This window comes from Burkholderia sp. MSMB1078WGS (assembly GCF_001528895.1).
Classification (GTDB): Bacteria; Pseudomonadota; Gammaproteobacteria; order Burkholderiales; family Burkholderiaceae; genus Burkholderia.
On record NZ_LPDI01000063.1, the window covers coordinates 45,396 to 69,852 of the forward strand.

Annotated in this window: 24 protein-coding genes and 1 pseudogene; 18 read left to right on the top strand and 7 right to left on the bottom strand. The window is 68.1% G+C overall.

The genetic code is table 11. The features are described from left to right. The first annotated feature begins 162 nt into the window (after window positions 1-162). The 11 genes from WT24_RS16325 to WT24_RS16375 all read left to right on the top strand — a co-directional run bounded on the left by WT24_RS16325 (window position 163) and on the right by WT24_RS16375 (window position 13,030). On the top strand, window positions 163-1,041 hold the full coding sequence (locus WT24_RS16325) for a neutral zinc metallopeptidase (RefSeq protein WP_059502704.1): 879 nt from the start codon (window positions 163-165) through the stop codon (window positions 1,039-1,041). 163 nt (window positions 1,042-1,204) lie between these two features. Further along, window positions 1,205-1,933, top strand: coding sequence for a LuxR C-terminal-related transcriptional regulator (locus tag WT24_RS16330; RefSeq protein WP_060034845.1), 729 nt, complete (start codon window positions 1,205-1,207; stop codon window positions 1,931-1,933). Window positions 1,934-2,151: 218 nt separating this feature from the next. Continuing rightward, window positions 2,152-3,654 carry an aldehyde dehydrogenase family protein gene (locus tag WT24_RS16335; RefSeq protein ID WP_060034848.1) on the top strand — a complete coding sequence of 501 codons (1,503 nt, stop codon included), beginning with the start codon at window positions 2,152-2,154 and terminating at the stop codon, window positions 3,652-3,654. A 67-nt stretch (window positions 3,655-3,721) separates the two neighbouring features. Then, window positions 3,722-5,062, top strand: a complete 1,341-nt coding sequence (locus tag WT24_RS16340) for an aspartate aminotransferase family protein (RefSeq protein WP_059502710.1) — start codon at window positions 3,722-3,724, stop codon at window positions 5,060-5,062. A 237-nt stretch (window positions 5,063-5,299) separates the two neighbouring features. Continuing rightward, window positions 5,300-6,802 (top strand): APC family permease, encoded by a 1,503-nt coding sequence (locus tag WT24_RS16345; protein ID WP_059502712.1) that lies wholly within the window; start codon window positions 5,300-5,302, stop codon window positions 6,800-6,802. Beyond that, entirely contained in the window at window positions 6,799-7,380 is a 582-nt protein-coding gene (locus WT24_RS16350) for a DUF3156 family protein (protein WP_060034851.1), read from the top strand. Before WT24_RS16345 ends, WT24_RS16350 begins: the two co-directional genes overlap by 4 nt. Before the next feature lie 70 nt (window positions 7,381-7,450). Then, complete coding sequence (locus WT24_RS16355) at window positions 7,451-8,389, top strand: helix-turn-helix domain-containing protein (RefSeq protein ID WP_034204494.1); 939 nt, start codon at window positions 7,451-7,453, stop codon at window positions 8,387-8,389. 161 nt (window positions 8,390-8,550) lie between these two features. Next, complete coding sequence (locus WT24_RS16360) at window positions 8,551-9,759, top strand: porin (protein ID WP_060034853.1); 1,209 nt, start codon at window positions 8,551-8,553, stop codon at window positions 9,757-9,759. Between the two features lie 271 nt (window positions 9,760-10,030). After that, a complete protein-coding gene (locus tag WT24_RS16365) occupies window positions 10,031-11,269 on the top strand; it encodes an ABC transporter substrate-binding protein (RefSeq protein ID WP_059823113.1) in 1,239 nt (412 codons plus the stop codon). Window positions 11,270-11,303: 34 nt separating this feature from the next. Then, complete coding sequence (locus tag WT24_RS16370) at window positions 11,304-12,173, top strand: carbohydrate ABC transporter permease (protein ID WP_059502720.1); 870 nt, start codon at window positions 11,304-11,306, stop codon at window positions 12,171-12,173. After that, window positions 12,170-13,030 (top strand): carbohydrate ABC transporter permease, encoded by an 861-nt coding sequence (locus WT24_RS16375; RefSeq protein WP_060034855.1) that lies wholly within the window; start codon window positions 12,170-12,172, stop codon window positions 13,028-13,030. The genes WT24_RS16370 and WT24_RS16375 overlap by 4 nt, the downstream gene beginning before the upstream one ends. 32 nt (window positions 13,031-13,062) lie before the next feature. Here WT24_RS16375 and WT24_RS16380 read toward each other — a convergent pair whose 3' ends face one another. After that, window positions 13,063-14,085 (bottom strand): LacI family DNA-binding transcriptional regulator, encoded by a 1,023-nt coding sequence (locus tag WT24_RS16380; RefSeq protein ID WP_059789115.1) that lies wholly within the window; start codon window positions 14,083-14,085, stop codon window positions 13,063-13,065. 6 nt (window positions 14,086-14,091) lie between these two features. Between WT24_RS16380 and WT24_RS16385 the strand changes: the two genes are divergently transcribed. Further along, window positions 14,092-15,012, top strand: coding sequence for a phosphatidylinositol-specific phospholipase C (locus WT24_RS16385; RefSeq protein WP_156441820.1), 921 nt, complete (start codon window positions 14,092-14,094; stop codon window positions 15,010-15,012). Here the strand turns inward: WT24_RS16385 and WT24_RS16390 are convergent, their stop codons facing one another. Beyond that, a complete protein-coding gene (locus tag WT24_RS16390; protein WP_257127500.1) occupies window positions 15,013-15,291 on the bottom strand; it encodes a hypothetical protein in 279 nt (92 codons plus the stop codon). It lies immediately after the preceding gene. A gap of 289 nt (window positions 15,292-15,580) precedes the next feature. Then, complete coding sequence (locus WT24_RS16395; RefSeq protein WP_060034858.1) at window positions 15,581-16,192, bottom strand: LysE family translocator; 612 nt, start codon at window positions 16,190-16,192, stop codon at window positions 15,581-15,583. Window positions 16,193-16,278: 86 nt separating this feature from the next. Between WT24_RS16395 and WT24_RS16400 the strand changes: the two genes are divergently transcribed. Next, a complete protein-coding gene (locus WT24_RS16400) occupies window positions 16,279-16,806 on the top strand; it encodes a GNAT family N-acetyltransferase (RefSeq protein ID WP_060034862.1) in 528 nt (175 codons plus the stop codon). An 18-nt stretch (window positions 16,807-16,824) separates the two neighbouring features. On the opposite strand, the gene WT24_RS16405 is transcribed toward WT24_RS16400, so the two are convergent. After that, the gene (locus WT24_RS16405; protein WP_059502729.1) at window positions 16,825-17,886 is read right to left on the bottom strand and encodes an alkene reductase; all 1,062 of its coding nucleotides are present in this window, start codon (window positions 17,884-17,886) and stop codon (window positions 16,825-16,827) included. An 81-nt stretch (window positions 17,887-17,967) separates the two neighbouring features. After that, window positions 17,968-18,276 carry a helix-turn-helix transcriptional regulator gene (locus WT24_RS16410; protein WP_011547377.1) on the bottom strand — a complete coding sequence of 103 codons (309 nt, stop codon included), beginning with the start codon at window positions 18,274-18,276 and terminating at the stop codon, window positions 17,968-17,970. A gap of 246 nt (window positions 18,277-18,522) precedes the next feature. On the opposite strand from WT24_RS16410, the gene WT24_RS16415 reads away from it, so the two are divergent. Together WT24_RS16415 and WT24_RS16420 are read left to right on the top strand one after the other, a co-directional pair. Next, window positions 18,523-19,233: an HAD family hydrolase gene (locus WT24_RS16415; protein ID WP_060034865.1), complete on the top strand. Its 711-nt coding sequence runs from the start codon at window positions 18,523-18,525 to the stop codon at window positions 19,231-19,233. An 85-nt stretch (window positions 19,234-19,318) separates the two neighbouring features. Next, window positions 19,319-20,491 carry a hypothetical protein gene (locus WT24_RS16420; protein ID WP_060034869.1) on the top strand — a complete coding sequence of 391 codons (1,173 nt, stop codon included), beginning with the start codon at window positions 19,319-19,321 and terminating at the stop codon, window positions 20,489-20,491. Window positions 20,492-20,643: 152 nt separating this feature from the next. On the opposite strand, the gene WT24_RS16425 is transcribed toward WT24_RS16420, so the two are convergent. Both WT24_RS16425 and WT24_RS16430 read right to left on the bottom strand, forming a co-directional pair. Beyond that, complete coding sequence (locus tag WT24_RS16425; protein ID WP_060034893.1) at window positions 20,644-20,985, bottom strand: cupredoxin family copper-binding protein; 342 nt, start codon at window positions 20,983-20,985, stop codon at window positions 20,644-20,646. Between the two features lie 19 nt (window positions 20,986-21,004). Continuing rightward, window positions 21,005-21,949 carry a metallophosphoesterase gene (locus WT24_RS16430; RefSeq protein WP_060034871.1) on the bottom strand — a complete coding sequence of 315 codons (945 nt, stop codon included), beginning with the start codon at window positions 21,947-21,949 and terminating at the stop codon, window positions 21,005-21,007. Between the two features lie 252 nt (window positions 21,950-22,201). Between WT24_RS16430 and WT24_RS16435 the strand changes: the two genes are divergently transcribed. From WT24_RS16435 to WT24_RS16445, 3 genes and pseudogenes are all read left to right on the top strand, one after another. After that, window positions 22,202-22,411, top strand: a complete 210-nt coding sequence (locus tag WT24_RS16435) for a hypothetical protein (protein WP_060034874.1) — start codon at window positions 22,202-22,204, stop codon at window positions 22,409-22,411. 80 nt (window positions 22,412-22,491) lie between these two features. Next, the gene (locus tag WT24_RS16440; protein ID WP_059789109.1) at window positions 22,492-24,243 is read left to right on the top strand and encodes an ABC transporter permease subunit; all 1,752 of its coding nucleotides are present in this window, start codon (window positions 22,492-22,494) and stop codon (window positions 24,241-24,243) included. Between the two features lie 11 nt (window positions 24,244-24,254). Then, window positions 24,255-24,457 (top strand): annotated as a pseudogene (locus WT24_RS16445) (nitrate ABC transporter ATP-binding protein); the annotation flags it as partial.

A 24,457-nucleotide genomic window follows, 5' to 3' on the forward strand; every position in this document is an offset into this window, starting at 1 on the left:
GCCGGTTCCGTCGTACGAATCGGGCGGCAGGCGGAATCGGCGCGAGCGGGCGTCCGCGGCACAGGTATCGCGTCCGCCGACGGCTCGTGCCGCCACGGCGTATCGCCCGGTTGCGCGCTGGCGCGGCCGGACCATCGACAAAAGAACAGGGAGGGGCCGGCAATGAGGCTGGACGACGAAAGAGAAAGCGTCAACGTCGAGGATCGACGCGGCGCCGGCGGGTTCGGCGGCGGGCGCGCGACGATCGGCATCGGCACGATCGTGGTTGCGCTCGCCGCATCGTATTTCTTCGGCATCGACCCGCGCGTCGTGCTCGAAGGCGCGTCGGCGCTGCAGGGCCGCCAGCAGCAGGCGCAGCCCGCGCCGACCCAGCACCAGGGCGCACCGGCCAACGATCCCGGCGCGGTGTTCACGCGCAAGGTGCTCGGCAATATCGAACGCACGTGGACGGGCGTGTTCAACACGCAACTGCACGCGCAGTACGAACCGCCGAAGCTCGTGATGTTCACGAACTCGACGCCGACCGCGTGCGGCACCGGCCAGACCGCGATGGGGCCGTTCTACTGCCCGGGCGACCGCAACGTGTATATCGATCTCGGTTTCTACGACGAGCTGCGCAAGCGTTTCGGCGCGGGCGGCGATTTCGCGCAGGCCTATGTGATCGCGCACGAAGTCGGCCATCACGTGCAGAACCTGCTCGGCATCGCCGACAAGGTCGACGCCGCGCGCCGGCGGTCGAGCCAGGCGCGCGCGAATGCGCTGTCGGTGCGCATGGAGCTGCAGGCCGACTGCTTTGCCGGCGTGTGGGCGAACAACGCGCAGCGCGCGAACCAGCGGCTGATGGAGCCGGGCGATTTCGAGCAGGGGCTGAAGGCCGCCGCGGCGATCGGCGACGACCGGCTGCAGCAGCAAGGGCAGGGCTACGTCGTGCCCGAAAGCTTCACGCACGGCACCAGCGAGCAGCGCGTGTACTGGCTGCGGCGCGGGATGGAGTCGGGCGAGGTGAGCGCCTGCGACACGTTCGCCGCGAACGCACGCTGAAACGGCGCGCGCGCACCGTCGCGCGCCGATATCGTCCCGGTTGAACCGGCCGCCGCGGCCGGGCCGGGACGATTTGCCGATTTGTGCTCACCGGCGCTTTTCGGCGCCGGTAGGCTGGCCCGACCGTCGAGATTCGATGCGTTCGCCTGCCGGCCGATTTCCCATGCCCATCTTGTCCGTTTCCGCCGACCACGCCCGCGCCGACTGGCAACGCGCGCTGCGCGCGTGCGTGGATGCGTTCGACGCATTCGCGAGCCCGTCGGCGATCGTGTTCTACCGGCTCGACCGGAGCGGCGAGCCGGCCGATTTCGAGCTGTTCGGGATGCCGGAATCGATGCATCGCACCTACGTCGCCCGCTACCGGATGCTCGATCCGCTCCATCCGTCGCGCTGCGCGGCGGGCGAACGCGCGGTCGTCACGCTCGCGTCCCAACTGCCCGACGAGCGGCGCGATGCATCCGCGTACTGGACCCGTTTCCTGCGGCGCCACGACGTGGCCGACGTCGTCGAGATCTGGCTGCGCGACGCGGGCCGGACGGTAGGTGCGTTCTCGTTGCTGCGTTTCGGGATCGGCGGCGCGAACGGCAACGGCACCGCCGGACGGTTCGCACCGGGCGAGATCGACGCGCTCGCGCGGCTGCAGCCGGTCGCCGAAGCCGCGTTGAGTCCGCTGCTGCGGGCGCGGCGCGGCATCCACCGGATCGGCTGCGAAGAACGCCTGACCTACCGCGAGGAGCAGATCGCGCGGCTCGTGCGCGACGGCCGCTCGAACAAGGAGATCGCACGCGATCTCGCGCTCGGCCAACCGACGATCAAGACACACCTGATGCGCATGTACCGCAAGCTCGGCGTATCGAACCGCACCGAGTTGGTCGGGGCGCTGTTCCTGTAATCGTTCCGCGCGCGGGCAGCCCCTGCCCGCGGCGATATCGAGCCGGGTTACGGCTTCGCTCCGCCCGTGCGTCGCCGCAGGGGTCGAACCCGCCCCTCCCGGCGTCCCACGCGCTGCCAATTTGCGCTCACCGGGCGCGATTCCCCGTCGATACAGTGGTTCGACGCCCGCGTGCCGCACCGGCACGCGACCCAGCCACGACCATCAACGAGACGCCCATGAGCAACACGAACTTCGTCGCCGTCAGCGACACCGTGCGCACTTTCGTCGCGCGCGATTTCGGCCTCTTCATCGACGGTGCAATGCAGCCCGCGCACGCGGCCGCGCGGCTCGACGTGTACGACCCGGCCACGGGCGAGCGGCTCGCGACCGTCGCCGATGCGGACGCACACGACGTCGACCGCGCGGTCGCCAGCGCGAAACACGCATTCGACGCGCGTGTGTGGAGCGGGCTGCGGCCGGCCGACCGCGAACGCATCCTGCTGAAACTCGCAGACCTGATCGAAGCCGACGCCGAAACGCTCGCGCAGCTCGAAACGCTGAACCAGGGCAAGTCGATTCACGTGTCGCGCGCGATCGAGGTCGGCGCGAGCGTCGAATACGTGCGCTACATGGCCGGCTGGGCGACCAAGATCACCGGCCAGACGCTCGACGTGTCGATCCCGTTCCCGCCCGGCGCACGCTATACGGCCTATACGCGCAAGGAGCCCGTGGGCGTGGTCGCCGCGATCGTGCCGTGGAATTTCCCGCTGATGATCGCGGTGTGGAAGCTGATTCCCGCGCTCGCGGCCGGCTGCACGATCGTGCTGAAGCCGTCGCCGGAAACGCCGCTCACCGCGCTGCGCCTGGCCGAACTCGCGCTCGACGCCGGCGTGCCGCCCGGTGTGTTCAACGTGGTCACGGGTGGACGCGTCTGCGGTGCGGCGCTCGCGAGCCATCCGTCGATCGCGAAGATCTCGTTCACGGGGTCGACCGCGACCGGCAAGCTGGTCGGCGCGGCGGCCGTGCAGAACATGACGCGCTTCTCGCTCGAACTCGGCGGCAAGAACCCGATCGTGATGCTCGACGACGTCGACGTCGCGCAGGCGCTCGACGGCGTGGCCGCCGGCGCGTTCTTCAACCAGGGGCAGGTATGCGCGGCCGCGTCGCGCATCTACGTGCATCGCAGCAAGTTCGCGCCGCTCGCGGAGGGCCTCGCGGGCGTCGCGCGGTCGATGAAGCTCGGCGCGGGCCTCGACACCACCGCGCAGATCAACCCGCTGGTCTCCGCGCACCATCGCGACAAGGTCGTCGAGCACATCGAAGGCGCGCGCCGCGCGGGCCTCACGTTCCTCGCGGGAGGCACGCCGGCCGACGATCTGCCCGGCTATTACGTGAAGCCGGCCGTGATTGCCGATCCGCATCCGGACAGCGCGATCGTGCGCGACGAGGTATTCGGCCCGGTGATCGTCGTCGTGCCGTTCGACGACGCGGCCGACGCGGTGCGCCTCGCGAACGCGTCGCCGTACGGCCTCGCCGCGAGCATCTGGAGCAACGACCTGAAACGCGTGATGAACCTGGTGCCGCAGATCGAGGCCGGCACCGTGTGGGTGAACTGCCATATCCCGCTCGATCCGTCGATGCCGTTCGGCGGCTACAAGCAATCGGGCATCGGCCGCGAATTCGGCCAGTACGCGATCGAAGGCTTCACCGAAACCAAATCCGTCTGCATCGCGCACTGACGCGCGGCGCTCGAACCCGAACGAATCCGAACGAACCGATTCAACCGATCCGACCATGGAGACTGCAATGAGCTACAACGAAGCGAAGTTCTGGCACCCGATGCTGCACCCGAACGAAATGAAACAGCGCAAGCCGATCCGCATCGTGCGCGGCGACGGCTGCTACGTGTTCGACGAGGAGGGGCGCAAGCTCGTCGACGGCGTCGCGGGCCTGTGGAACGTGAACGTCGGCCACAACCGCCAGGAAGTGAAGGACGCGATCGTGCGTCAGCTCGACGAGCTCGAATACTTCCAGCTGTTCGACGGTATTTCGCATCCGCGCGCCGAGGAGCTGTCGAAGAAGCTGATCGACATGCTCGAACCGGAAGGGATGCGCCGCGTGCTGTACAGCTCGGGCGGCTCCGATTCGATCGAGACCGCGCTGAAGATCGCCCGCCAGTACTGGAAGGTGCGCGGCCAGGCCGATCGCACGAAGTTCATCTCGCTGAAGCAGGGCTATCACGGCACGCATTTCGGCGGCGCGTCGGTGAACGGCAACACGGTGTTCCGCCGCAACTACGAACCGAACCTGCCCGGCTGCTTCCACGTCGAGACGCCGTGGCCGTACCGCAACCCGTTCACGCAGGACCCGGACGAACTCGGCCGGATCTGCGCGGAAATGCTCGAGCGCGAGATCCAGTTCCAGAGCCCGGACACCGTCGCCGCGTTCATCGCGGAGCCGATCCAGGGTGCGGGCGGCGTGATCGTGCCGCCGGCCAATTACTGGCCGCTGGTGCGCGAGGTGTGCGACCGCTACGGCGTGCTGCTGATCGCCGACGAAGTCGTGACGGGCTTCGGCCGCAGCGGCAGCCTGTTCGGCAGCCGCGGCTGGGGGGTGCGCCCGGACATCATGTGTCTCGCGAAGGGGATTTCGTCGGGCTACGTGCCGCTCGGCGCGACGGTCGTGAACGCGCGGATCGAGGATGCGTTCGCCGCGAATGCCGATTTCGGCGGGGCGATCATGCACGGTTACACGTACGCCGGCCACCCGGTTGCATGCGCGGCCGCGATCGCGAGCCTCGACATCGTCGTGAAGGAAGACCTGCCGGCGAACGCGGCGAAGCAGGGCGCGTACCTGCTCGAAGCGCTGCAGCCGTTCGCGGAGCGCTTCGCGGCGGTTGGCGAAGCGCGCGGCAAGGGGCTGATGCTCGCACTCGATCTCGTCGCGAACAAGGACACGCGCGAGCCGATCGATCCGTTGTCGGGCTATGCGAACGCGGTCGCGGAAGTCGCGCGCGAAAACGGCGTGCTGGTGCGTCCGGTCGGCACGAAGATCATCCTGTCGCCGCCGCTCGTGATCCAGCGCGAACAGCTCGACCGGATCGTCGATGCGCTCGCGGCCGGCTTCGAGGCCGTACCGTTCGCATGACGGCGTGACCGCATGAAGGCAAACCCGCGGCGGAGGGTAAACGCCATCGCGGGTTTGCCGATTTGCGCTATGACCGGATTATTTTGCCTGCGTATTTTTTCGACATCGGATCACGCCGTGATCGACAAGGGCCCCGGGTCTCGTCGGGCTGAAGCACCGCCCGGGGCCGACCGCAGAGCATCCGGCCCCGGCCGCCGATGAAGCGCCGGCTCGGGCCAACCAACGAAGGAGACAACGATGTCGGGATGGTCGGGAATGACCGGCGCCGCGGGCGATACGTCCGCCGGCTTGCCGGCTGAAGCGGGCGGCGGCGCCGCATTGAAGGCCGGTGCGGTCGGTTTCCCGACCGCGCTGGCGAGCGCCGTCGGCCTCATCATGGCGAGCCCGGTGATCCTCACCGCGACGTCGGGCTTCGGGATGGGCGGCTGGGCGTTCGCGGTCGCGATGATCGTTGCGTTCGTGATGATGCAGGCGCAGGCGACCACGTTCTCCGAAGCCGCCGCGATGCTGCCGACGGCCGGCTCGGTTTACGATTACCTGTCGTGCGGGCTGGGCCGCTTCTGGGCGATCACCGGCACGATTTCCGCGTATTTCCTCGTGCACGTGTTCGCCGGCACGGCGGAGACGATCCTGAGCGGCATCATGGCGCTCGTGAACTTCGAGTCGCTGAACGCCGCGTTCGAGAAGCACAACAGTTCATGGCTCGTCGGCGTCGGCCTCGTGGTCACGTTCGCGATCACCAACATCGTCGGCATCAAGGTATTCAGCAAGCTCGAGATCGTGCTGACGGCCGGCATGTGGCTGTCGCTGATGATCTTCGGGATCCTCGGGCTTGCGGCCGCGCCGGCCGTGCATCTCGACGGCTGGTTCGGCGGCTCGGCCGTCGGCACGTCGATCCCGGCCGTGCTGTCGCTGGTCGGGATGGCGATGTTCATGTTCGTCGGCTGCGAGTTCGTCACGCCGCTCGCGCCGGAAATGAAGGCGCCGGGCCGCACGATCCCGCGCGCGATGGCGCTCGGCCTCGTCGGCGTCGCGATCTGCATGTTCCTGTACGGCGCGGCGATCCGCCGCCAGGTCGCGAACGTGCCGGTGAGCCCCGACGGCCTCACACACCTGCTCGACACGCCGGGCGCGATTCCCGCTTTCGCGCTGCAGGTGCTCGGGCCATTCGGCCGCGTGTGGTTCGGCATCGCGTTCCTGTGCGCGGGCGCCGCGACGATCAACACGCTGATGGCCGGGCTGCCGCGCATTCTGTACGGGATGGCGATCGACGGCGCGCTGCCGCGCTGCTTCGCGTACCTGCATCCGCGTTTCAAGACGCCGGTAGTCGGCATCGTCGCGTCGGCGGTCGTGCCGATCTTCCATGCGTGGCTGATCAACGGCAATCTCGACAGCATCCTGCATCTCGTGCTTGCCGCGACCTGCGCGTGGGGCACCGCGTACCTGCTCGTCACCGCATCGGTCGTGATGCTGCGTATCCGCCGCCCGGACCTGCCGCGGCCGTACCGTTCGCCGCTGTTCCCGCTGCCGCAGATCGTGTCGAGCGTCGGTATCGTGCTTGCGATCTGGTACATCACGCCGCCCGGGATGAACCCGCGCGACATCTACGTGCCGTTCGGCGCGATGCTGGGGCTCACCGCGCTGTACGCGCTGTTCTGGACGCTCGTCGTGCAGCGCCGGCATCCGTTCAAGCCGGTGCCGGTCGAGGACGTGCTGCGCAACGAGCACGTCGCGCCGTGAAGGCCGTGCTTGCCCGGTGGCGCGCGGCGCCCGATGCGCCGCCGCCCGGTCACCGCCCCGGCGCGATCGCCGCGCGCGTGCTCGCCGATCTGCGGGCCGTGCGCGATACCGGCGGTGGTGTCACGGCGCGGCTGTCGAACGGCGTGCGCGTGAGCATCGACGAGCGCGTCGAGCGCCAGTTCCTGATGCATACGGTCGGCGTGAAGGTGACGGCGGCCGCCGACGGCCCGGCCGCGCGGGGCAGCGCGCGCGTGCGGCAGACCGGCTGGCTGCGTCGAACCGGCATCGAGGCGGCGCCCGCGCCCGGATGCGACCCGCGCTTCGTCGACACGCTGGCCGCATTGATCGCCGAGCCGGCGCTGGCCGACGCGCTGCGGCCGCTGCACCTGACCGACTGCGCGATCGACGCGCGCGACGGCCGCTGGACGCTCGCGATCGTGCCGTTCGGCGGCAGCGAGGTCGTGAACCGGATGCCGTCGTTTCGCCGCTATGTCAGGCTGATCGACGAGCAGGCCGCGGCGCTATCGGCGGCCTGTCTCGCGTTCGAAACCGTACTACGCAGGATTTTGCGAGGGTAAGCTATGGCGATGCGTGCCGCGCGAACCCGGCGGCCGCGTCCAGCACCCCAGGGTTTTACCGGAGACGCCGATGCTGTTCCAGTCACGCTCACACGAAGACGTGCACGATCACGGGCTCGCGATCGCGGGCTGGCATCAGGTCTATCGTCAGATGACGCCGGGCCGCTTCAAGGGCACCGTCACGCAGGTGCTGTACGACGATTTCCACTTCTTCCGCGAGACGACCAACCGGCGTGTCGCGCAAACGGGGCTCGCGCCGCTCGGGCGCACGTCGCTCGCGGTGCCGCTGTCCGTGCCGCTCGCGGGTACGTTCCAGGGGCAGCCGGTCGACGGCTATGCGCTGCTCGCGCTGCGCGCCGGCGAGGATTTCGAATTCCACACGCCGGAAGGGATGGGGCTCGTCGGGATCAGCGCGGCGTCCGACATGGTCGACGAGCTGTGCGAAGCCGAATTCGGTGCGGCTGCTGCGCGCAGGCTGCGGCACGTGACGCGGCTGTCCGATGCGCAGGGCGTCGCGCTCGGCATGCGGCTGTCGGCGCTGATCGACGATGCCCAGCGCAACCCGGGCTGCCTCGAATATGCGGCCACCCGCAAGATGTTTCGCGACGCGATGCTCGGCATGTTTCTCGATGCACTCGAACAGGGCATCGGCGTCGAGCGCCGCGACATCACGCACGCCACCTACAGCGATATCGTGAGCCGCTGCGAGAAGCATCTGCGCGAGCGGCCCGAAGAACCCGTCACCGTGCTCGAACTGTGCCGCGCGCTGCGCTGCAGCCGCCGCACGCTGCAAACGAGCTTTCAGCGCGTGGCGGACGTCACGCCGGTCGGCTACCTGCGCACGATCCGGCTGAACGCGGTGCGTCGCCTGCTGCGCACGACGCCGGTGCAGCAGCTCGGCGTCGGCGAAGCCGCCGCGAGCTGGGGCTTCACGCATCTCGGCTATTTCGCGCGCGAGTATCGCGACCTGTTCGGCGAGTTGCCGTCGCAAACCTTGCGGCCCGAGTGACGTCCTCCTGCCGCGACGGCGCCGTCGTGCGTCGCCCGTCCTCGTCACCGTTTGCTGATTTGGGATAGGGGTCCGGAATTTTCGCTGGATAAAGTCCTGCCACCCATATCGACAACACCATCGGTTCGCAGTGCAAATCGATGAACATGGAGGGGCGGGACATGAAGAACGGACGACGACTGGCCGCGGCCGCGGTCATGCTGGGTTGCGTGCACGCGCACGCGCAGACCTCGGGGAGCGTGACGCTGTACGGCACCGTGGACACCGGCATCATCTATTCGACCAACCAGCAGTTCACGCGCGCCGACGGCAGCACGGGCGGCGGCCATGCGTGGCAGATGGGCGGCGGCAACCTCGTGCCGTCCCGCTTCGGCTTCCAGGGCGCCGAGCCGCTCGGCGGCGGCCTCGATGCGGTATTTACGCTCGAGCAGCAGTTCCTGTCGGCGAGCGGGCAGGCGCTGCAGGGCGGCACCGCATTCAGCCGGCAGGCATGGGTCGGGCTGCGCCAGGACGGGATCGGCACGCTCGGCCTCGGCCGGCAATACGACTCGTACACCGACATGCTCGGCGCGTACGTGTCGAGCAACAACTGGGCGACGCCGTACGGCTCGCATCTCGGCGACTTCGACAACCTGAATGCCGCATTCAACTTCAACAACGCGGTGAAATTCACCAGCGCCGATTTCAACGGGCTCACGTTCGGCGGCACGTTCAGCTTCGGTGGGCAGGCCGGCGATTTTTCCGCGAAGCGCGGCTATGCGGTGGCCGCGACGTACACCCGTGCGCCGGTGGCGTTCTCGGTCGGCTATCTCGACCTGCATCAGCCGCTCGACGCGGCGCTCGGCGGCGCGAGCGGCTATATCGGCGATTTCGCGTGCGGCAACCCGGGCGCGATGTATTGCCTGCTGCAGGATGCCGGCTCGATGCGCGCGTTCGGCGCGGGTGGATCGCTCACGTTCGGCGCGGCGACGGTCGCGCTGACCTACACGCATACGCGCCTGGGCGACAGCCGCTATTTCTCGACCGCCGCGCAGCCGCGCACGCAGGCGTTCACGTTCGACGTCGGCGAGCTGAACGTCACGTACATGTTCACGCCGGCGCTGCAAGGCGGCGTCGCGTACATCTTCAACGCCGCGCATACGGACGGGCGCGGTACGACGCGGTTCCACCAGATCAACCTCGGCACGAACTACAGCCTGTCGAAGCGCACGGCGTTGTATGCGGTCGCGATCGGGCAAATCGCGAGCGGCACGGGGCTCGGCACCGACGCGAACGGCAACGCGGCGAACTATGCGCAGATTCCGGTGCTCGCGAACAGCAATTCGAGCCGGCAACTGGCGGTGCTGGCCGGGATTCGCGTGAACTTCTGACGGCTGCTGCTGCGGGCATGAGGTGGCCGGCCGGGCGCGCATGGCGTGCCTGGCTGACCTCCGGGCCGTCGTCGCGTCACGGCACGATCGATACGGCCGGCGCGAGCGGTACGACGGCAAATGCCGCGCACCGGCATTCGACGCGTGCCATAAATTCTTAACGATCGGCGTGAACAATGGCGTTCGCATCAGGCAGCCAGCCGCGTCCCCCGCGTTGCACACGTGTGCAACGCCTGGCCGTCCCGCCACCACGCCGAACGAGAGAGACCTCATGACCTTGCCGAGCCGCCTGCGCGCGCTGTCCGTCGCCCTTGCGCTGTCCTTCGCCGCCATGCACGCCGTGGCCGCCGATCTCGTCATCGCGGGCCGCGACGACATCTACGGCAAAGGGCTGACCGACGCCGTCGCCGGCTTCAACAAGCTGCATCCGGGCACCGAGATCGAACTGCTCAAGCTGCCGAACGCGAACCTGTACCAGAAGCTCAAGCTGTCGATGCGCGAAGGCACGGGCGCCTACGACCTCGTGATGATGGACGACACGTGGGCGCCCGAATTCATCGGCAACGGCTGGCTGAAGCCGCTGCCCGCGTCGCTTGCGGACGCCGATCTCGTGCCGTCCGCCGTCGCGCTCGGCCGCAATGCGGCCGGTGCGCTGTACGCGCTGCCGATCGTCGGCAACGTCGAGATGTTCGCGTACCGCAAGGATCTGCTCGCGAAGTACAAGCTGCAGCCGCCGCGCAACTGGGACGACGTGCTGAAGATCGCACAGACCGTCGGTGGCGCGGACAAGAGCGTGTCGGGCGTCGTGTTCCGCGGCACGAAAGGCAACCCGGTCGTCACGGGGTTCCTGCCGATCCTGTGGGCGTACGGCGGCGACGTGTTCGACCATGCCGGCAACGTGACGATCGATTCGCGCGAAGCGCAGGCTGCACTGAAGACGTTCCTCGCGCTGAAGGCGTTTGCGCCGAAGGACGTCGACGTGTACGGCGCGGCCGAAGTGCGCGATGCATTGCAGCGCGGCACGGCCGCGCAGTCGATCGAGGTATGGCCGGCGTGGGTGCCGGCGCTCGACGATCCGAAGCAGTCGCGCGTGGTCGGGCAGATCGCGCTGCAGCCGCCGCCGGGGCAGACCGCAGGCCCGGCGCCGATGCTCGGCATCTGGCAGATGGGCATTCCGAAGGACGCGCCGCACGCGAAGCTCGCGCAGGACTTCCTCGCTTACCTGAGCGCGCGCGATACGCAGACGCGCCTCGCCGGCATCGGCATTCCGCCGACGCGCCGCAGCGTCTTCAACGATCCGGCGCTGGTGCGCCAGTACCGCTGGTATCCCGATCAACTGAAGGCGCTCGAGGCTGGCCGCGCACGGCCGCGCGTGAAGGACTGGCAGCAGGTCGAGAGCATTCTCGGCGATCAGTTGCAGCTCGCGTTGACGGGGCAGGCAGCGCCCGATGCCGCACTGCGCCAGGCGCAGCAGAAGATCGCGCAGGCGACGGCCGCGGCCGGCAAGTGAGCGCGCCCGTCGATCCGCTGGCCGGGCGTTCCGCATGAAAGCGTTCGGCCGCGGCCTGCCGTTCGTCGCGCTGCTCGGGCCGGCGCTGCTGGTGCTCGCCGCGCTTGCGCTGTATCCGGTCGCGCAGGTGCTGATCGACTCGTTCTGCCGGGTCGATTACTCGGCCGGCCGCCGCGCGTTCGCGGGGCTCGCGAACTATCGCGCGGTGCTCGGCGACGATGCGTTTACGGCAGGCTTCGGCAATACGCTGCGCTTCACGCTCGTCGCGTCGCTCGCCGAAGTCGTGCTCGGTTTCGGTCTCGCATTGCTGTTCGTGCGTGCGTTTCCGGGGCGGCGCATCGCGCTGCCGCTCGCGATCCTGCCGATGATGCTGTCCACGCTCGTGTGCTCGGCGATCTGGCGCAACTGGCTGAACTTCGACGGTTTCCTCAACGCGCTGCTCGCGGCGTTCGGCATCGACGGCGTGCGCTGGCTGTCCGATCCGCACCTTGCGCTGTGGTCGCTCGCACTCGTCGACGTGTGGCAGTGGACGCCGATGGCGTTCCTGATCGTGCTGGCCGGGCTGCAGTCGATTCCGCAGGAACTGTACGAAGCCGCACGCACCGACGGCGCGAGCGAGTGGCAGTGCCTGCGCGACATCACGCTGCCGCTCGCGGCGCCGCAGATCGGCCTTGCGCTGCTGCTGCGCTCGATCGACACGTTCAAGCTGTTCGACAAGGTCTATGCACTGACGGGCGGCGGCCCCGGCAATGCGACGCAGACGCTGTCGACCTATATCTACGACACGGGCTTCCGCTTCTTCAACGTCGGTCCGGCGAGTGCCGCGTCGGTGCTGATGCTCGCGGCGTCCGCGCTGCTGGTCTCGGGGTACGTATGGCAGACGGTTCGCAAGCGGCGCGCATGACGACGCAATCGGCGGGCATCTCGTGCGCACGGACGGGCGCCGTATTCGGTCACGCGGTGCCGTGGGCGCTGCGCATCGTCGCACTCGCGCTGTTGCTGCTGCCGTGCCTGTGGATGGCCGGCGCGGCCTTCATGCCGACCCTCGAACGCCTCGATCATCCGTTGCGGATCTGGCCGGCCGCGCCGACCGTCGAGCATTTTGCGTCGGTGTGGTCCAACGGCATCGGCGCGCCGCTCGCCAATTCGCTGCTGGTCGGCTTCGGCACGACGCTGCTCGCGCTGGCGCTCGCGTTTCCGGCCGCGTATGCACTCGTGCGGCTGCGATTTCCGGCGCGGCTCGATCTGCTGTTTCTGGTGCTCGTGCTGGCGTTGAAGCTGATGCCGCCGATCACGATCGCGGTGCCGCTGTTCGCGCTCGCGAAGCGGCTGCACCTGCTCGATTCGACGCTCGGCCTGACGCTCGCGTACCAGATCTACGCGTTGCCGATGGCGATCTGGATGCTGCTCGCGTTCGTGCGCGACGTTCCGGTCGAATACGAGGAAGCGGCGTGCATCGATGGCGCGGGGCTCGCCCGGCGGCTTGTGCAGATCGTATTGCCGCTGTGCGCGCCGGGGCTGATCGCGACCGCGATCTTCGTGTTCATCGCGGCCTGGAACGAATTCCTGATCGCGCTGCTGTTCGTGTCGACGCCGAGCCGCTTCACGCTGCCGCTCGCGATTGCCGGCTACGTGACGGAGAACGGCATCGACTGGGGCGACCTGATGAGCGCGGGGCTGATGGCGTCGCTGCCCACGCTCGCCGTGGCCGGCTACGTGCAGCGCTACCTGTTGCGCGGGTTCGCGGGCGGGTTGAAGTGACGCGCGGCGTGGCCGCGCCCGGTCCCGCGCCGTCACGCGCAACTGTCCCGCACCACCTGCGTGACCGGTACGACGCACGTGCGCGACGGGCCGTCGAACGTCTGCATCCGGTCGGCGAGCAGGTCGATCGCCGCGTGCGCGAGGCCGTGCGTGTCCTGCCGCAGCGTCGTCAGCCCATACGCATCGTATGCGGCGGCGGGGATGTCGTCGAAGCCGATCACGCGAAGGTCGTCCGGCACGCGCAAGCCGAATTCGCGGCGCGCGACGTCGATCACGCCGAGCGCGAGCAGGTCGGACGAGCAGAACACGCCGTCGGGCCGCTCGCCGGCCGCGAACAGTTGCCGTGCGGCGTCGATGCCGCTGGCGTGGGTGTCGGACGGCGTGTCGAGCACGCGTACGAGCGTCGCGTCGAACGCGTCGCGTTGCCCGATCGCCTGTTCGAACGCCGCAGCGCGCGATCGCGCGCTGTAGCTCGCGCTGCGCGGCCCGACGAACGCGAGCCGGCGCGCGCCGGCCCGCACGAGCCGCTGCGCGGCGTGGACGGCGCCCGCCGCGTTGTCGCTGACGATCACGTCCGCGCCCGGCAGATTCGCTTCGCGGTTGATCATCACGACCGGAATCCGGTGTTCGAGATACTGCTGCGCGACCGACAGCGGCGGCGATGCGGACGTCATCACGAGGCCCGCGATCCGGTAGCTGAGCAGTCGTTCGAGCGATTGCCGGACCTGGCGCGGATCTTCCGCATTGGTCACGAGCGGCGTGAGCGCGCGCTGTCCGAGCGCGGCCATCAGGTCCGACAGCAGCCGCGCGCGGAACGGGTTCTCGAACCCGGCCGTCACGACGCCGATCATGCTGCTGCGCTGCGTGATCATGTCGCGCGCGATCAGGTTGACCTGGTAGCCCAGCGCACGCGCGGCGACCATCACCCGTTCGCGCGTTTGAGGTGCGATGCTTGCCGTCGGCGAGAACGCGCGCGACACCGCGGAGCGCGACACGCCGGCCCGCGCCGCGACATCCGATGCCGTCACCCACGGTTTTCTTTCCTTGTCATTCATCGATTCATGATTCCTTCGCGCCACGATACGTGCATGCTGCCTGCCGACTGGATGTCGGCGCTCGACGACGCGCGGCTGCTGCATACGCTGACCCTACCGGGCAGCCATGACACCTGTGCGTATACGGTCGACGATCCGCTGGTGCGCACGCAGCGTGCGCCGCTCGACGCGCAGCTCGCGCATGGCGTGCGGCTGCTCGACATCCGCTGCCGGCACGTGCGCGACGCGTTCGACATCCATCACGGCGGCATCGCGCTCGGCATGACGTTCGACGACGTGCTGGCAACCTGTACGCGCTTTCTCGATGCGCATCCTCGCGAATGCATCGTGATGTCGGTGAAGGACGAGTGGCCGGCGCATGCGTGCACGCGCGGTTTCGATGCGACGTTCGACGCGCATCGCGCGCGGCATCCGCGGCTGCGCTGGCATGCCGGCGGCACGCTGCCGACGCTCGGCGACGTGCGCGGCGCGGTCGTGCTGTTGCGGCGCTTTCGCAGCGGCCGGCCGCTCGGTATCGACTTGACCGCGTGGTCCGACAACGCGACGTTTACGATCGATCATCCGGACGGCGCATTCGTGATCCAGGACGAATATCGCGTACCGGTGGCAGCGTCGATCGCATGGAAGTGGCGCGCGATCGACGCGCTGCTGACGCACCTGCCGCTGCCGGACAGCGGCCGCTGGGCGCTCAGTTTCTGCAGCGGAACGGGGATGGGGGCGAATCCGTCGGTAGTCGCATTCGGCGATGGCCGGGTGCAGGGGATTCATGCGCGACTGGCCGAGCGCTTGCGCGAGCAGCGCGGCCCGTACGGCGCGGTGCTGCTCGATTTCTGCGACGACGGCGACTGGGCGCTGGTGCGTGCGCTGATCGAATGCAACGATCGCGCGCCTGGGCAGGGCGGCTGGCGCAAGGCGTTTCGCTGCTAGTTAGCGAAGATTCGCGTTGAAGAACGCGAGTGCCTTGGCGTCGAGCGTTTCGTGGAATGTGGCGCGATCGAATCCCTTTGCGTCGGTGCAGATCTCGGGTGCGCTGCGTGCGAGCCGTTCGGAACACGGCGACAGAAACGCGAAATGGGCGGAATGCGGCACGACGTGGAATTCTGGCCGTTGCGGCAGCAGGGCAGCCACTTCGGAGACCGTTTGCGGCTCGACACCGCCGCCGCCCGATGCGGACGCCCACGGACGCCCACAGCTGGATCGGCGCATGCACGTCCTTCAGCATGTCGACGGTCGGAAACATGTCGAACGGATCGGCGAGCACGTAGGCCTTGATGCGCGGATCGTGCGTCAGCGGCGCCTTCGGCAGGTCGCCAGCACGGATCTGCTTCGCACGCAACTCGGGGCCGGTTGCATCGGCGGGGGATCCGGACGAACTCGACACCGGCCGCGTGCGCAACCGTGGCGCACAGGCAGAGCAGGACAGCCGATAGCCAGGTTTTCATGTCGATTCCCGAGGCGACGAAGAAGGGAACCGCGCTGCGCGCCCGACGGCGGCTTACCGCGTCGCGATCGCCACCGCCGCGCCGGCCATCGCGGTCGCGCTCGTGCGGTTCGCGATCCGCTTTGCGCGTGCCGACGTGAGCAACGCACGCGCACGCGAAGCGAGCAGCGACCAGAAGCAGTCGGCGAGAATCAGGATGGCGAACATCGTGCCGACGAGCTCGGCCCACGCGACGACACCGACATGCGTCAGATCGACGATCGTCGGCAGCAGTGCAAGATAGAACAGCATGATCTTCGGGTTGCCGAGCGTGACCAGCATACCGGCCACGAACATGCGCCACGGCGACTGGCCGGTCGGCAGCTCGTCCGTGCCCGCCGACGTGGGCGCGGTCCACATTTTCCACGCAAAGAACAGCAGGTACGCGACGCCGAGCAGCTTGAGCACGATCAGGCCCGTCGCGAACGTGCGCACGAACGCGGACAGCCCCGCGACCGCGAGCGTGAGCCACAGCGCTTCGCCGAGCCACATCGCGGCGAGGAACGGCAGCACGTCGCGCACGCCGTTCGTCAGCACGCGTGCAACGAGCGCGGCAACGCTCGGGCCGGGCGTGCCGGCGGTGACGAGCAACGCGAAGGCGAAGACGGCGAGGGCGGACAACGTCATGGCAAGCCTCCTGGGTAGGCGTTCGAAACGTCTGAAGTTTCGATTATAGTGACGGCCGTTCCAGACTGTCTGCCTGAATTGCCGTCATGCCTGCATCGATCCTGATTCGCCCTGCCACGCGGGAAGACGCGGCCGCGATGGCCGCCGTGGAAGTCGCCGCCGCGCAGCGGTTTCGCGCGATCGGCATGGCCGATATCGCCGACGGCGAGCCGACCGATGCGGCCGCCGTGCGCGTGCGGATCGACGACGGTCGCGCGTATGTCGCGGTCGATCCGCAAGGCACGTGCGTCGGATTCGCGTTTTACCGGCTGCTCGATGCGCAGCGGCTGTATCTGGAGGAACTGGACGTCGCGCCATCGCATGCCGGGCAGCGGATCGGCGCACGTCTCATCGAACAGGTGATGGCGCGCGCGGCGCGGGAGCGCGTCGCGCAGGTGGTGCTGTCGACGTTCCGCGACGCGCCGTGGAATGCGCCTTACTACGCGCGCCTCGGTTTCCGGATCGTCGACGATGCAGCGCTCGACGACGCGCTGCGCGCGATCCGCGCGCACCACGTCGCGCTCGGTCTCGACGAAACGCGGCGCGTGTTCATGCGCGCCGACGTGCACGCCTGAACCCGCACCGTTCTGCCGTCAGGCCGCGTCGCTCAGCGCCGGGTAGTCGGTGTAGCCCGTTTCGCCTTCCGCGTAGAACGTCTCCGGCACCGGCGTGTTGAGCGGCGCACCGATTTCGAGGCGGCGCGGCAGGTCCGGGTTCGCGATGAACAGCTTGCCCCAGGCGATCGCATCGGCGCTGCCGTTCGCGAGCGCGGCCTGCGCGGTATCGAGCGTGAACTGCTCGTTCGCGATCAGCGGGCCGCCGAACGCCTCCTTCAGGCGCGGGCTCAACTCGTCGCCCGAATACGATTCGCGCGTGAAGATGAACGCGATCCTGCGGCGGCCGAGTTCGCGCGCGACATAGCCGAACGTTGCCGCCGGATCGGAGTCGCCCATCGTATGCGCGTCGCCGCGCGGTGCGAGGTGCACGCCGACCCGGCCGGCGCCCCACACGTCGATCGCCGCGTCGACCACTTCGAGCAGCAGGCGGGCGCGATTCTCGATCGGGCCGCCGTATGCATCGGTGCGGCGATTGGTGCTGTCCTGCAGGAACTGGTCGAGCAGGTAGCCGTTCGCGCCGTGAATCTCCACGCCGTCGAAGCCGGCTGCCTTCGCATTTTCGGCGCCCTTGCGGTACGCGGCGACGATGCCCGGAATTTCGTCGAGTTCGAGCGCGCGCGGCGTCACGTACGGGCGCTGCGGACGCACGAGGCTCACGTGGCCGCCCGCGGCGATCGCGCTCGGCGCGACCGGCAGATCGCCGTTCAGGAACATCGGATCGGAGATCCGGCCGACGTGCCAGAGCTGCAGCACGATGCGCCCGCCAGCCGCGTGCACGGCCTGCGTGATCTGCTTCCAGCCTTCGACCTGCTCGTCGGACCAGATGCCGGGCGTGTCGGCATAGCCGACGCCTTGCGGCGTGACCGACGTCGCTTCGGTAATGATCAGGCCGGCCGACGCGCGCTCGGCGTAGTAGCGCGCCATCAGCGCGTTCGGCACGCGCGCCGCGCCCGCACGGGAGCGGGTGAGCGGCGCCATCACGATGCGGTTCGGCAGGGTCAGCTCGCCGAGGGTAACGGGATCGAACAACGTGGGCATGGCAGATAACCTCTTACGAAAGGCGGGAAAGCCGCCGCGTCGTGTGCGACGGCGCCCCCGCATGGCCGGTTCGGCCGTTGGCTAGAGTTCGCGGCGCAGAGCGTCGAGAAATGCGTCGATGACGGCCTCGTTGCGCTGGAAGAACGCCCATTGGCCGATCCGCGTCGACGTCACGAGCCCCGCGCGCTGCAGCGTGGCGAGGTGGGCGGACACGGTCGACTGCGACAGCCCGCAGCGCGCGTCGATCTGGCCCGCGCAGACGCCGTGTTCGTACGGCAGCGTCTGTTGCGGAAAATGCTCGCCGGGCGTTTTCAGCCAGACGAGGATCTCCCGGCGCACGGGGTTCGAGAGCGCTTTCAGGATCGCGTCGATGTCGAGTTCGGTCGGCATGGAAAGGCTGGGCGTGTCGATCAGGCAACGGGTATCGTCGATGAACGAATCTTATATCGTTATTTTGCGATATGTTCGAAAGCACTGTCGGCAATGGGGTTGATAGCGTGCGTCGATCGCGGGGGCGGATCGACGGCGGGAGGCGCCTTCGACGGAGGAGTGCCGGTTTCTGGCCATCTCGGCGACGATCTCATGTCGCCGCCCGCGTAACATACGTGGCATCGTGCTTGGCTTACGGAGTCTTTCATGCCAGTTCGGGCCGTGATATTCGATTTCGACCTGACGCTGGCGGATTCGTCCGCCGCGATCGTCGCGTGCACCGAGCATGCGCTGGACCGGCTCGGCGCCGCCGGCCCGACGCCCGCGCAGATCGGCGCCGTGATCGGGCTGCCGCTGCCGGACATGTTCCGTTCGTTGACGGGCGAAACCGGCGCGGCGCGGGCCGATGCGTTCGCGCGGCACTTCGTGGCGCGCGCCGACGAGATCATGGTGTCCGGCACCCGCATCTATCCCGAAGTGCCGCCGCTGCTTGCGGCGTTGCGCGAGCAAGGAATCGCCGTCGCGATCGTGTCGTCCAAGTTTCGCTACCGGATCGACGCGATTCTCGAACGTCACGGCTTGCAATCGCGGGTCGACGTGGTGATCGGCGGGGAAGACGTGCAGCGCCACAAGCCGGACCCCGAAGGGCTCGTGCAGGCACTGGCGCGGCTGGGCCTGCCTGCCGCGGCGGCGGTCTACGTCGGCGACCACGCAGTGGACGCGCAGGCGGCCGAGCGCGCCGGCGTGTCGTTCGTCGGCGCGGTGAGCGGCATGACGTCGTTCGAAGCGTGGGCGCGCGCCGGCAAGCAGGCTGTGCCGACGCATATCGGCGAACTGGCCGGCATCGTGCAGCAGATGCAGCGCCGCTCGGGCGAAGCGTGCGCCGACGTCGAACCGGGTGCGCAACCGGCCGGCTGACCCGTTTTCCGCAACGGACCGGCAGCGCGCGACGGATTCTGCGACCATCGCCGTTCAAGTCATATCCGCCACTCGAGTTGCCGCCATGTCCGTCATATCCGTCGCCTTTGCCCGCATCCGACGCGCCGCGCGTGCGCTGCCGGCAGCCCGAGCCCTTTCATCCGCCGTGCCGCTTGCGGTAGCCTGCGCGGCGGCGGGCATGCTGGCCGCCACACAGCCGGCCGAAGCCGTCACGCCCACGCAGCGCGAACGCCTCGAAGCGCCGGTCAAGGCCGTCGCCGACCAACGGGTGACCGTCGACACGCCGCAGGGCCGCGCGATGCTGCCCGTCTACGCCGATCATCCGCTCGACCGGGCCGCGCCCGACGTCACGCGCGTGTTCATCGTGATTCACGGCACGCTGCGCAATGCCGACGCGTACTACGCAACGGGGCGCAAGGTCGTCGACAAGGCCGGTGCGCTCGGCGCGGGCACGATGGTGGTCGCACCGCAGTTCCTGACACGCGCCGACGTGCGCGCGTTTTCGTTGCCCGCACCGACGCTCGCGTGGACGCAGGAAGGATGGAAGGGCGGCGACCCGGCGCGCGAGCCGGGCCCGATCAGCTCGTTCGCGGCGCTCGACGCGCTGCTCGCGCATTTCGCCGACCGCAGCCTGTACCCGTCGTTATCCACGGTCGTCGTGATCGGTCACTCCGCCGGCGCGCAGTTGCTGCAGCGTTATGCAGTCACCGGGCGCGAAGGCGATGCGCTGGCACGGGCCGGCGTCGCCGTGCGCTACGTGGTCGCGAACCCGTCGAGCTACCTGTATTTCGACGACGAACGCCCGAATGCCGACGCGCTTGCAGGCGGCGCCTGTCCGCGCGCGACGGAATGGAAGTACGGGTTGAAATCGGCGCCGCCTTACGTTGCGTCGCAGGACGTGCGCGATCTCGAGACGCGCTACGTCGCGCGCCATGTCGTGTACCTGCTCGGGCAGGCCGACACGAATCCCTACACGCATTTCATCGATCGCTCGTGCGCGGCGATGGCGCAGGGGCCGTACCGGTTGGCGCGCGGGCTCGCCTATTTCGATTACCTGAAGAAGCGGCATCCGGACGATCTCGCGCAGCAGGTCGTCGAAGTGCCGGGTGTCGGGCATGACGGCCTCGGCATGTTCACGTCTGCCTGCGGTCTGGCCGTGTTGTTCGGGCAGGCGTTGCCGCCGTCGTGTCCGGTCGTCGCCGGCACTGCGCCGGACCTGCGCGCAGCGGGGCGGTGAGCCTGCGTGCAAGGCTCGCCCGTGACGAAAAGCGATCGAACGGAAAATGCAGGAATCGCAAGCGAATCAGTCTGCCTGGCGAGCGAAGGGGCGACGGCCTTTGCAGGCGGCTGCCGCCCGTGGTTCGCCCGCGCGTTGCGTGGCGGGCCGCGTCATTCGACGGTGATCGTCTCCTTCATGTACGGATGAATCCCGCAGAACACCTTGTAGACGCCCGGCTTGTCGAAGCGGAAAGCATACGTCTCGTCCTGGTCGAGCGCCTTCGAATGAAAGATGCCGGCGTCGTTGACGACGGTATGCGGCTCCGCGTCGAGATTCTTCCACGTGATCGTCGTGCCGGCCTTGATCGTGGTCGACATCGGCGAAAACATGAAATTGCGGATCGTCACGAGCGGGCCGCCCGGGCCCTGCGCGGATGCGGCGGGCGGCGTGCCGGCGGCCGCGCCGCACAGGATCAGCATCGCGACGATTCGAGCGCGTTGGAAGCGGATCATGTCGTTCTCCTTATTTTGATCACGCGAGCGTCGCATCGTGCAGCGACGGCGCGACCGGGTGACCTGCGAATTCGACGGTCGTCACGCCGAGCATCGACGGCAGCCGGTCGTGCGGCACCGTGAGCGGGACGGGGCCCGGGCCGTTGCCGGCCGTCGGCTGCGGGAACGCGGTCGAGCGGGCGGTATGAAACGTCACGTTGCCTTCCACCTTCGACACGATCTGATGGATGTGCCCGTTCAGGACGGTAACCGAGCCGAAGCGGCGCAGCAGCGCCATCGTCTGCGGTGCGTCGCCGGTGCCCCAGCCCCACGGTTCGTAGATGGTCCACATCGGCATGTGCGAGAACACGACGATCGGCGTGCTCGACGAGCGGCCTTTCAGATCCTGTGCGAGCCACGCGAGCTGCTCGTCGCCGAAGCTGCCGAGCCCGTTCGGCTTGAAGTGCATCACGTTGACGAGGCCGATGAAGTGCACGCCCGCATGGTCGAAGCTGTAATAGCCGCGGTTGTCCGACGCCTTGCCGAATCGGCCGAAATATTCGGCGCCCGAACCGTCGGTGACGTCGTGTTCGCCGGGCACCGTATGCAGTTCCGGCACGCGCAGCGCGGCCAGCAACTGCGACGCGTGATCGAATTCCTCCGGCTTCGAGAGGTGCGTGATGTCGCCGGTATGGATCGTCAGCGCGGGCAGCGCAGGCATCCCGTTGACGAGGTCGATCGTCTGCTTCAGCGTGGCCGACACGTCGGGATTCGCGTCCTTGTTGAAACCGATGTGCGTATCGCTGATCTGCACGAACAGCGGTCGGCCCGCGTCGGCCGGGCTCGCGTCGCCGGTCTGCGCGAGCGCGAGGTCGAACGGGGTGAGGATGCCGCCCGACAGCGTGAACAGCGTGCCGAGCCCGCCGAAGGCCATGCACTGCAGGGCCTTGCGGCGCGACGGGCGGGTGGGGGTCGATGAAGACATGTAAGCCTCGCATTCGTGTGACGAAACCGGACGGCCGGATCGTCCTGGAATAAGCCGGCGCCTTCGCATGCGATACCGGCGAGGCGGCGCATTTATTCCCGACCGTTGCGGGATCGACTCCGTGTTCGGGTCCGACGGCGCGATGCATGACGCCCGCCGGATGACCTGTCAATGTCCTGTAAGTGACACGTCACATTTGCGTCACGACCGCCCGATAGCCTCCCACTCCGAATCACCTCTCCGGAGCCCTTCATGCCGAACTTCGCGGCAACGGACACAGTCGATGCGGTCGGTCACCGCATGCGCACCCTCGGCCTCGCGCCGTTTTTTCTGATCGTTGCCGGCGGCATCGCCCATGTCGGCATTCATCCCGGTGCCGGTCTCCGTTTCGTCAAGGCAGGCTCGGTGCTGCCGCTCGCGCGGTCGGCCATCCCATACCGGGCACTGCACGGGCTGTCCTGATTCGCACCGCGGGTGCGACGCCCGGCCGCGCGGCACGCGGCCGGACCCATCGATTTTCAATTCGACACAAGACGCTACCGATGGATATCAGTTTCGATCCGAACCGCACCGCGAACGCCTCGGCGTGGCGCGTGCTGCCCAACCGCTGGGATGCCGTCGCGTTTCCGCTGATCATCTGCGTGCTGGCGATGGCGATCGTCGGTTTTCACCAGACGATGGCGCCGATCGGCGTGCTGCAGACGCAGAAGATCTCGCTCGATCCGGCGAGCCTGCCCGAATACGCATTGCGCACCACGCTGCGAATGCTCGCCGCGATGGTCGCGTCGCTCGTGTTTACGCTCGTCTACGGCACGCTCGCCGCGAAAAGCCGCCGCGCGGGCATGGTGCTGATCCCGATCCTCGACATCCTGCAGTCGGTGCCGGTGCTCGGCTACATCTCGTTTACGGTCACGTTCTTTCTCGCGCTGTTTCCGGGGCGCGTGCTCGGTGCGGAGCTGGCCGCGATCTTCGCGATCTTCACGAGCCAGGCATGGAACATGACGTTCAGCTTCTACCAGTCGCTGCGCACGGTGCCGCGCGACTTGAGCGAAGTGTCGCGCGGATTTCACCTGACGTCGTGGCAGCGCTTCTGGAAGCTGGAAGTGCCGTTCTCGATGCCGAGCCTGATCTGGAACATGATGATGTCGATGTCGGGCGGCTGGTTCTTCGTCGTCGCATCGGAGGCGATCACCGTCGGCAACCAGACGATCACGCTGCCGGGCATCGGCGCGTATCTCGCGCAGGCGATCTCGGACAAGAATCTCGGCGCGGTCGGCTGGGTGATCGTCGCGATGTCGGTCGTGATCCTCGCCTACGACCAGTTCCTGTTCCGCCCGCTGGTCGCATGGGCCGACAAGTTCCGGATGGAGAACACCGCGTCGGGCGATGCGCCGCAATCCTGGCTGCTCGACATGATGCGTCGCACGCATCTGATCCATCAGTTGCTCGTGCCCGCCGGCTGGCTGCTGTCGCAGGCCGCGCGGATTCCACTGCGACTGCCGGCGCTGAAGGGCACGCGTGCGCGCGGCGCATCGTCGCGCCGTTCGTCGCGCATCGGCGACATCGTGTGGGGCGCGTTCGTGATCGTGCTGACGGTGTACGTCGTCTGGCGCGTCGTCAGCTTCGTCGCGACCGGCGTGACGATGGCCGAGGTCGGCCACGTGCTCGTGCTCGGGCTCGTGACGCTGCTGCGCGTGCTGGTGCTGATCGCGATCGCGTCGGCGATCTGGGTGCCGCTCGGCGTGTTGATCGGGCTGCGCCCGAAGCTGGCCGAGAAGGTCCAGCCGCTCGCGCAGTTCCTCGCCGCGTTTCCGGCGAACCTGCTGTTCCCGGTGTTCGTGATCGTGATCGTCCGCTTTCACCTGAACGCGGATATCTGGCTGTCGCCGCTGATCGTGCTCGGCACGCAGTGGTACATCCTGTTCAACGTGATCGCCGGCGCGATGTCCTATCCGAACGACTACAAGGAAGCGACGAAGAATTTCCGCATCCGCGGCTGGCAGTGGTGGCGCCAGGCGATCCTGCCGGGCATCTTCCCGTACTACGTGACGGGCGCGATCACCGCATCGGGCGGCGCGTGGAACGCGAGCATCGTGTCCGAGTTCGTACAGTGGGGCGACACGAAGGTCGTCGCGCACGGTCTTGGCTCGTATATCGCGCAAACGACCGCCGCCGGCGATTTCCCGAAGATCATCCTCGGCATCGCCGTGATGTCCTTGTTCGTTACCTTGTTCAACCGCCTGCTGTGGCGTCCGATGTACGCCTATGCGGAATCCCGGCTCCGTCTCGATTGAGAGTAAGCGCGATGCAAAATTCGACCGTTATCAACGCCCCCGTCAAGACGTCCCAGCCGCTGCAGCCGCCCCGGCTCGGCGAGGAAATCCTGCGCGTCGAGCACGTGAACCGCGGCTTCAACAAGACGCAGGGCGAACTGCTCGTGCTCGACGATGCGAACCTGTCGCTGCGCGAAGGCGAGATCGTCGGCCTGCTCGGCCGCTCGGGCTCGGG

Excerpts from the sequence above, each read along its gene's own strand:
- WT24_RS16400 (WP_060034862.1), top strand. The coding sequence starts at position 16,279 with ATGCCTGCATCGATCCTGATTCGCCCTGCCACGCGGGAAGACGCGGCC.
- WT24_RS16335 (WP_060034848.1), top strand. The coding sequence starts at position 2,152 with ATGAGCAACACGAACTTCGTCGCCGTCAGCGACACCGTGCGCACTTTC.
- WT24_RS16325 (WP_059502704.1), top strand. The coding sequence starts at position 163 with ATGAGGCTGGACGACGAAAGAGAAAGCGTCAACGTCGAGGATCGACGC.
- WT24_RS16430 (WP_060034871.1), bottom strand. The coding sequence starts at position 21,949 with ATGTCTTCATCGACCCCCACCCGCCCGTCGCGCCGCAAGGCCCTGCAG.
- WT24_RS16340 (WP_059502710.1), top strand. The coding sequence starts at position 3,722 with ATGAGCTACAACGAAGCGAAGTTCTGGCACCCGATGCTGCACCCGAAC.
- WT24_RS16355 (WP_034204494.1), top strand. The coding sequence starts at position 7,451 with ATGCTGTTCCAGTCACGCTCACACGAAGACGTGCACGATCACGGGCTC.
- WT24_RS16395 (WP_060034858.1), bottom strand. The coding sequence starts at position 16,192 with ATGACGTTGTCCGCCCTCGCCGTCTTCGCCTTCGCGTTGCTCGTCACC.
- WT24_RS16375 (WP_060034855.1), top strand. The coding sequence starts at position 12,170 with ATGACGACGCAATCGGCGGGCATCTCGTGCGCACGGACGGGCGCCGTA.
- WT24_RS16370 (WP_059502720.1), top strand. The coding sequence starts at position 11,304 with ATGAAAGCGTTCGGCCGCGGCCTGCCGTTCGTCGCGCTGCTCGGGCCG.
- WT24_RS16405 (WP_059502729.1), bottom strand. The coding sequence starts at position 17,886 with ATGCCCACGTTGTTCGATCCCGTTACCCTCGGCGAGCTGACCCTGCCG.
- WT24_RS16410 (WP_011547377.1), bottom strand. The coding sequence starts at position 18,276 with ATGCCGACCGAACTCGACATCGACGCGATCCTGAAAGCGCTCTCGAAC.
- WT24_RS16385 (WP_156441820.1), top strand. The coding sequence starts at position 14,092 with ATGATTCCTTCGCGCCACGATACGTGCATGCTGCCTGCCGACTGGATG.
- WT24_RS16390 (WP_257127500.1), bottom strand. The coding sequence starts at position 15,291 with ATGCGCCGATCCAGCTGTGGGCGTCCGTGGGCGTCCGCATCGGGCGGC.
- WT24_RS16425 (WP_060034893.1), bottom strand. The coding sequence starts at position 20,985 with ATGATCCGCTTCCAACGCGCTCGAATCGTCGCGATGCTGATCCTGTGC.
- WT24_RS16330 (WP_060034845.1), top strand. The coding sequence starts at position 1,205 with ATGCCCATCTTGTCCGTTTCCGCCGACCACGCCCGCGCCGACTGGCAA.
- WT24_RS16380 (WP_059789115.1), bottom strand. The coding sequence starts at position 14,085 with ATGAATGACAAGGAAAGAAAACCGTGGGTGACGGCATCGGATGTCGCG.
- WT24_RS16360 (WP_060034853.1), top strand. The coding sequence starts at position 8,551 with ATGAAGAACGGACGACGACTGGCCGCGGCCGCGGTCATGCTGGGTTGC.
- WT24_RS16365 (WP_059823113.1), top strand. The coding sequence starts at position 10,031 with ATGACCTTGCCGAGCCGCCTGCGCGCGCTGTCCGTCGCCCTTGCGCTG.
- WT24_RS16420 (WP_060034869.1), top strand. The coding sequence starts at position 19,319 with ATGTCCGTCATATCCGTCGCCTTTGCCCGCATCCGACGCGCCGCGCGT.
- WT24_RS16440 (WP_059789109.1), top strand. The coding sequence starts at position 22,492 with ATGGATATCAGTTTCGATCCGAACCGCACCGCGAACGCCTCGGCGTGG.
- WT24_RS16435 (WP_060034874.1), top strand. The coding sequence starts at position 22,202 with ATGCCGAACTTCGCGGCAACGGACACAGTCGATGCGGTCGGTCACCGC.
- WT24_RS16415 (WP_060034865.1), top strand. The coding sequence starts at position 18,523 with ATGCCAGTTCGGGCCGTGATATTCGATTTCGACCTGACGCTGGCGGAT.
- WT24_RS16345 (WP_059502712.1), top strand. The coding sequence starts at position 5,300 with ATGTCGGGATGGTCGGGAATGACCGGCGCCGCGGGCGATACGTCCGCC.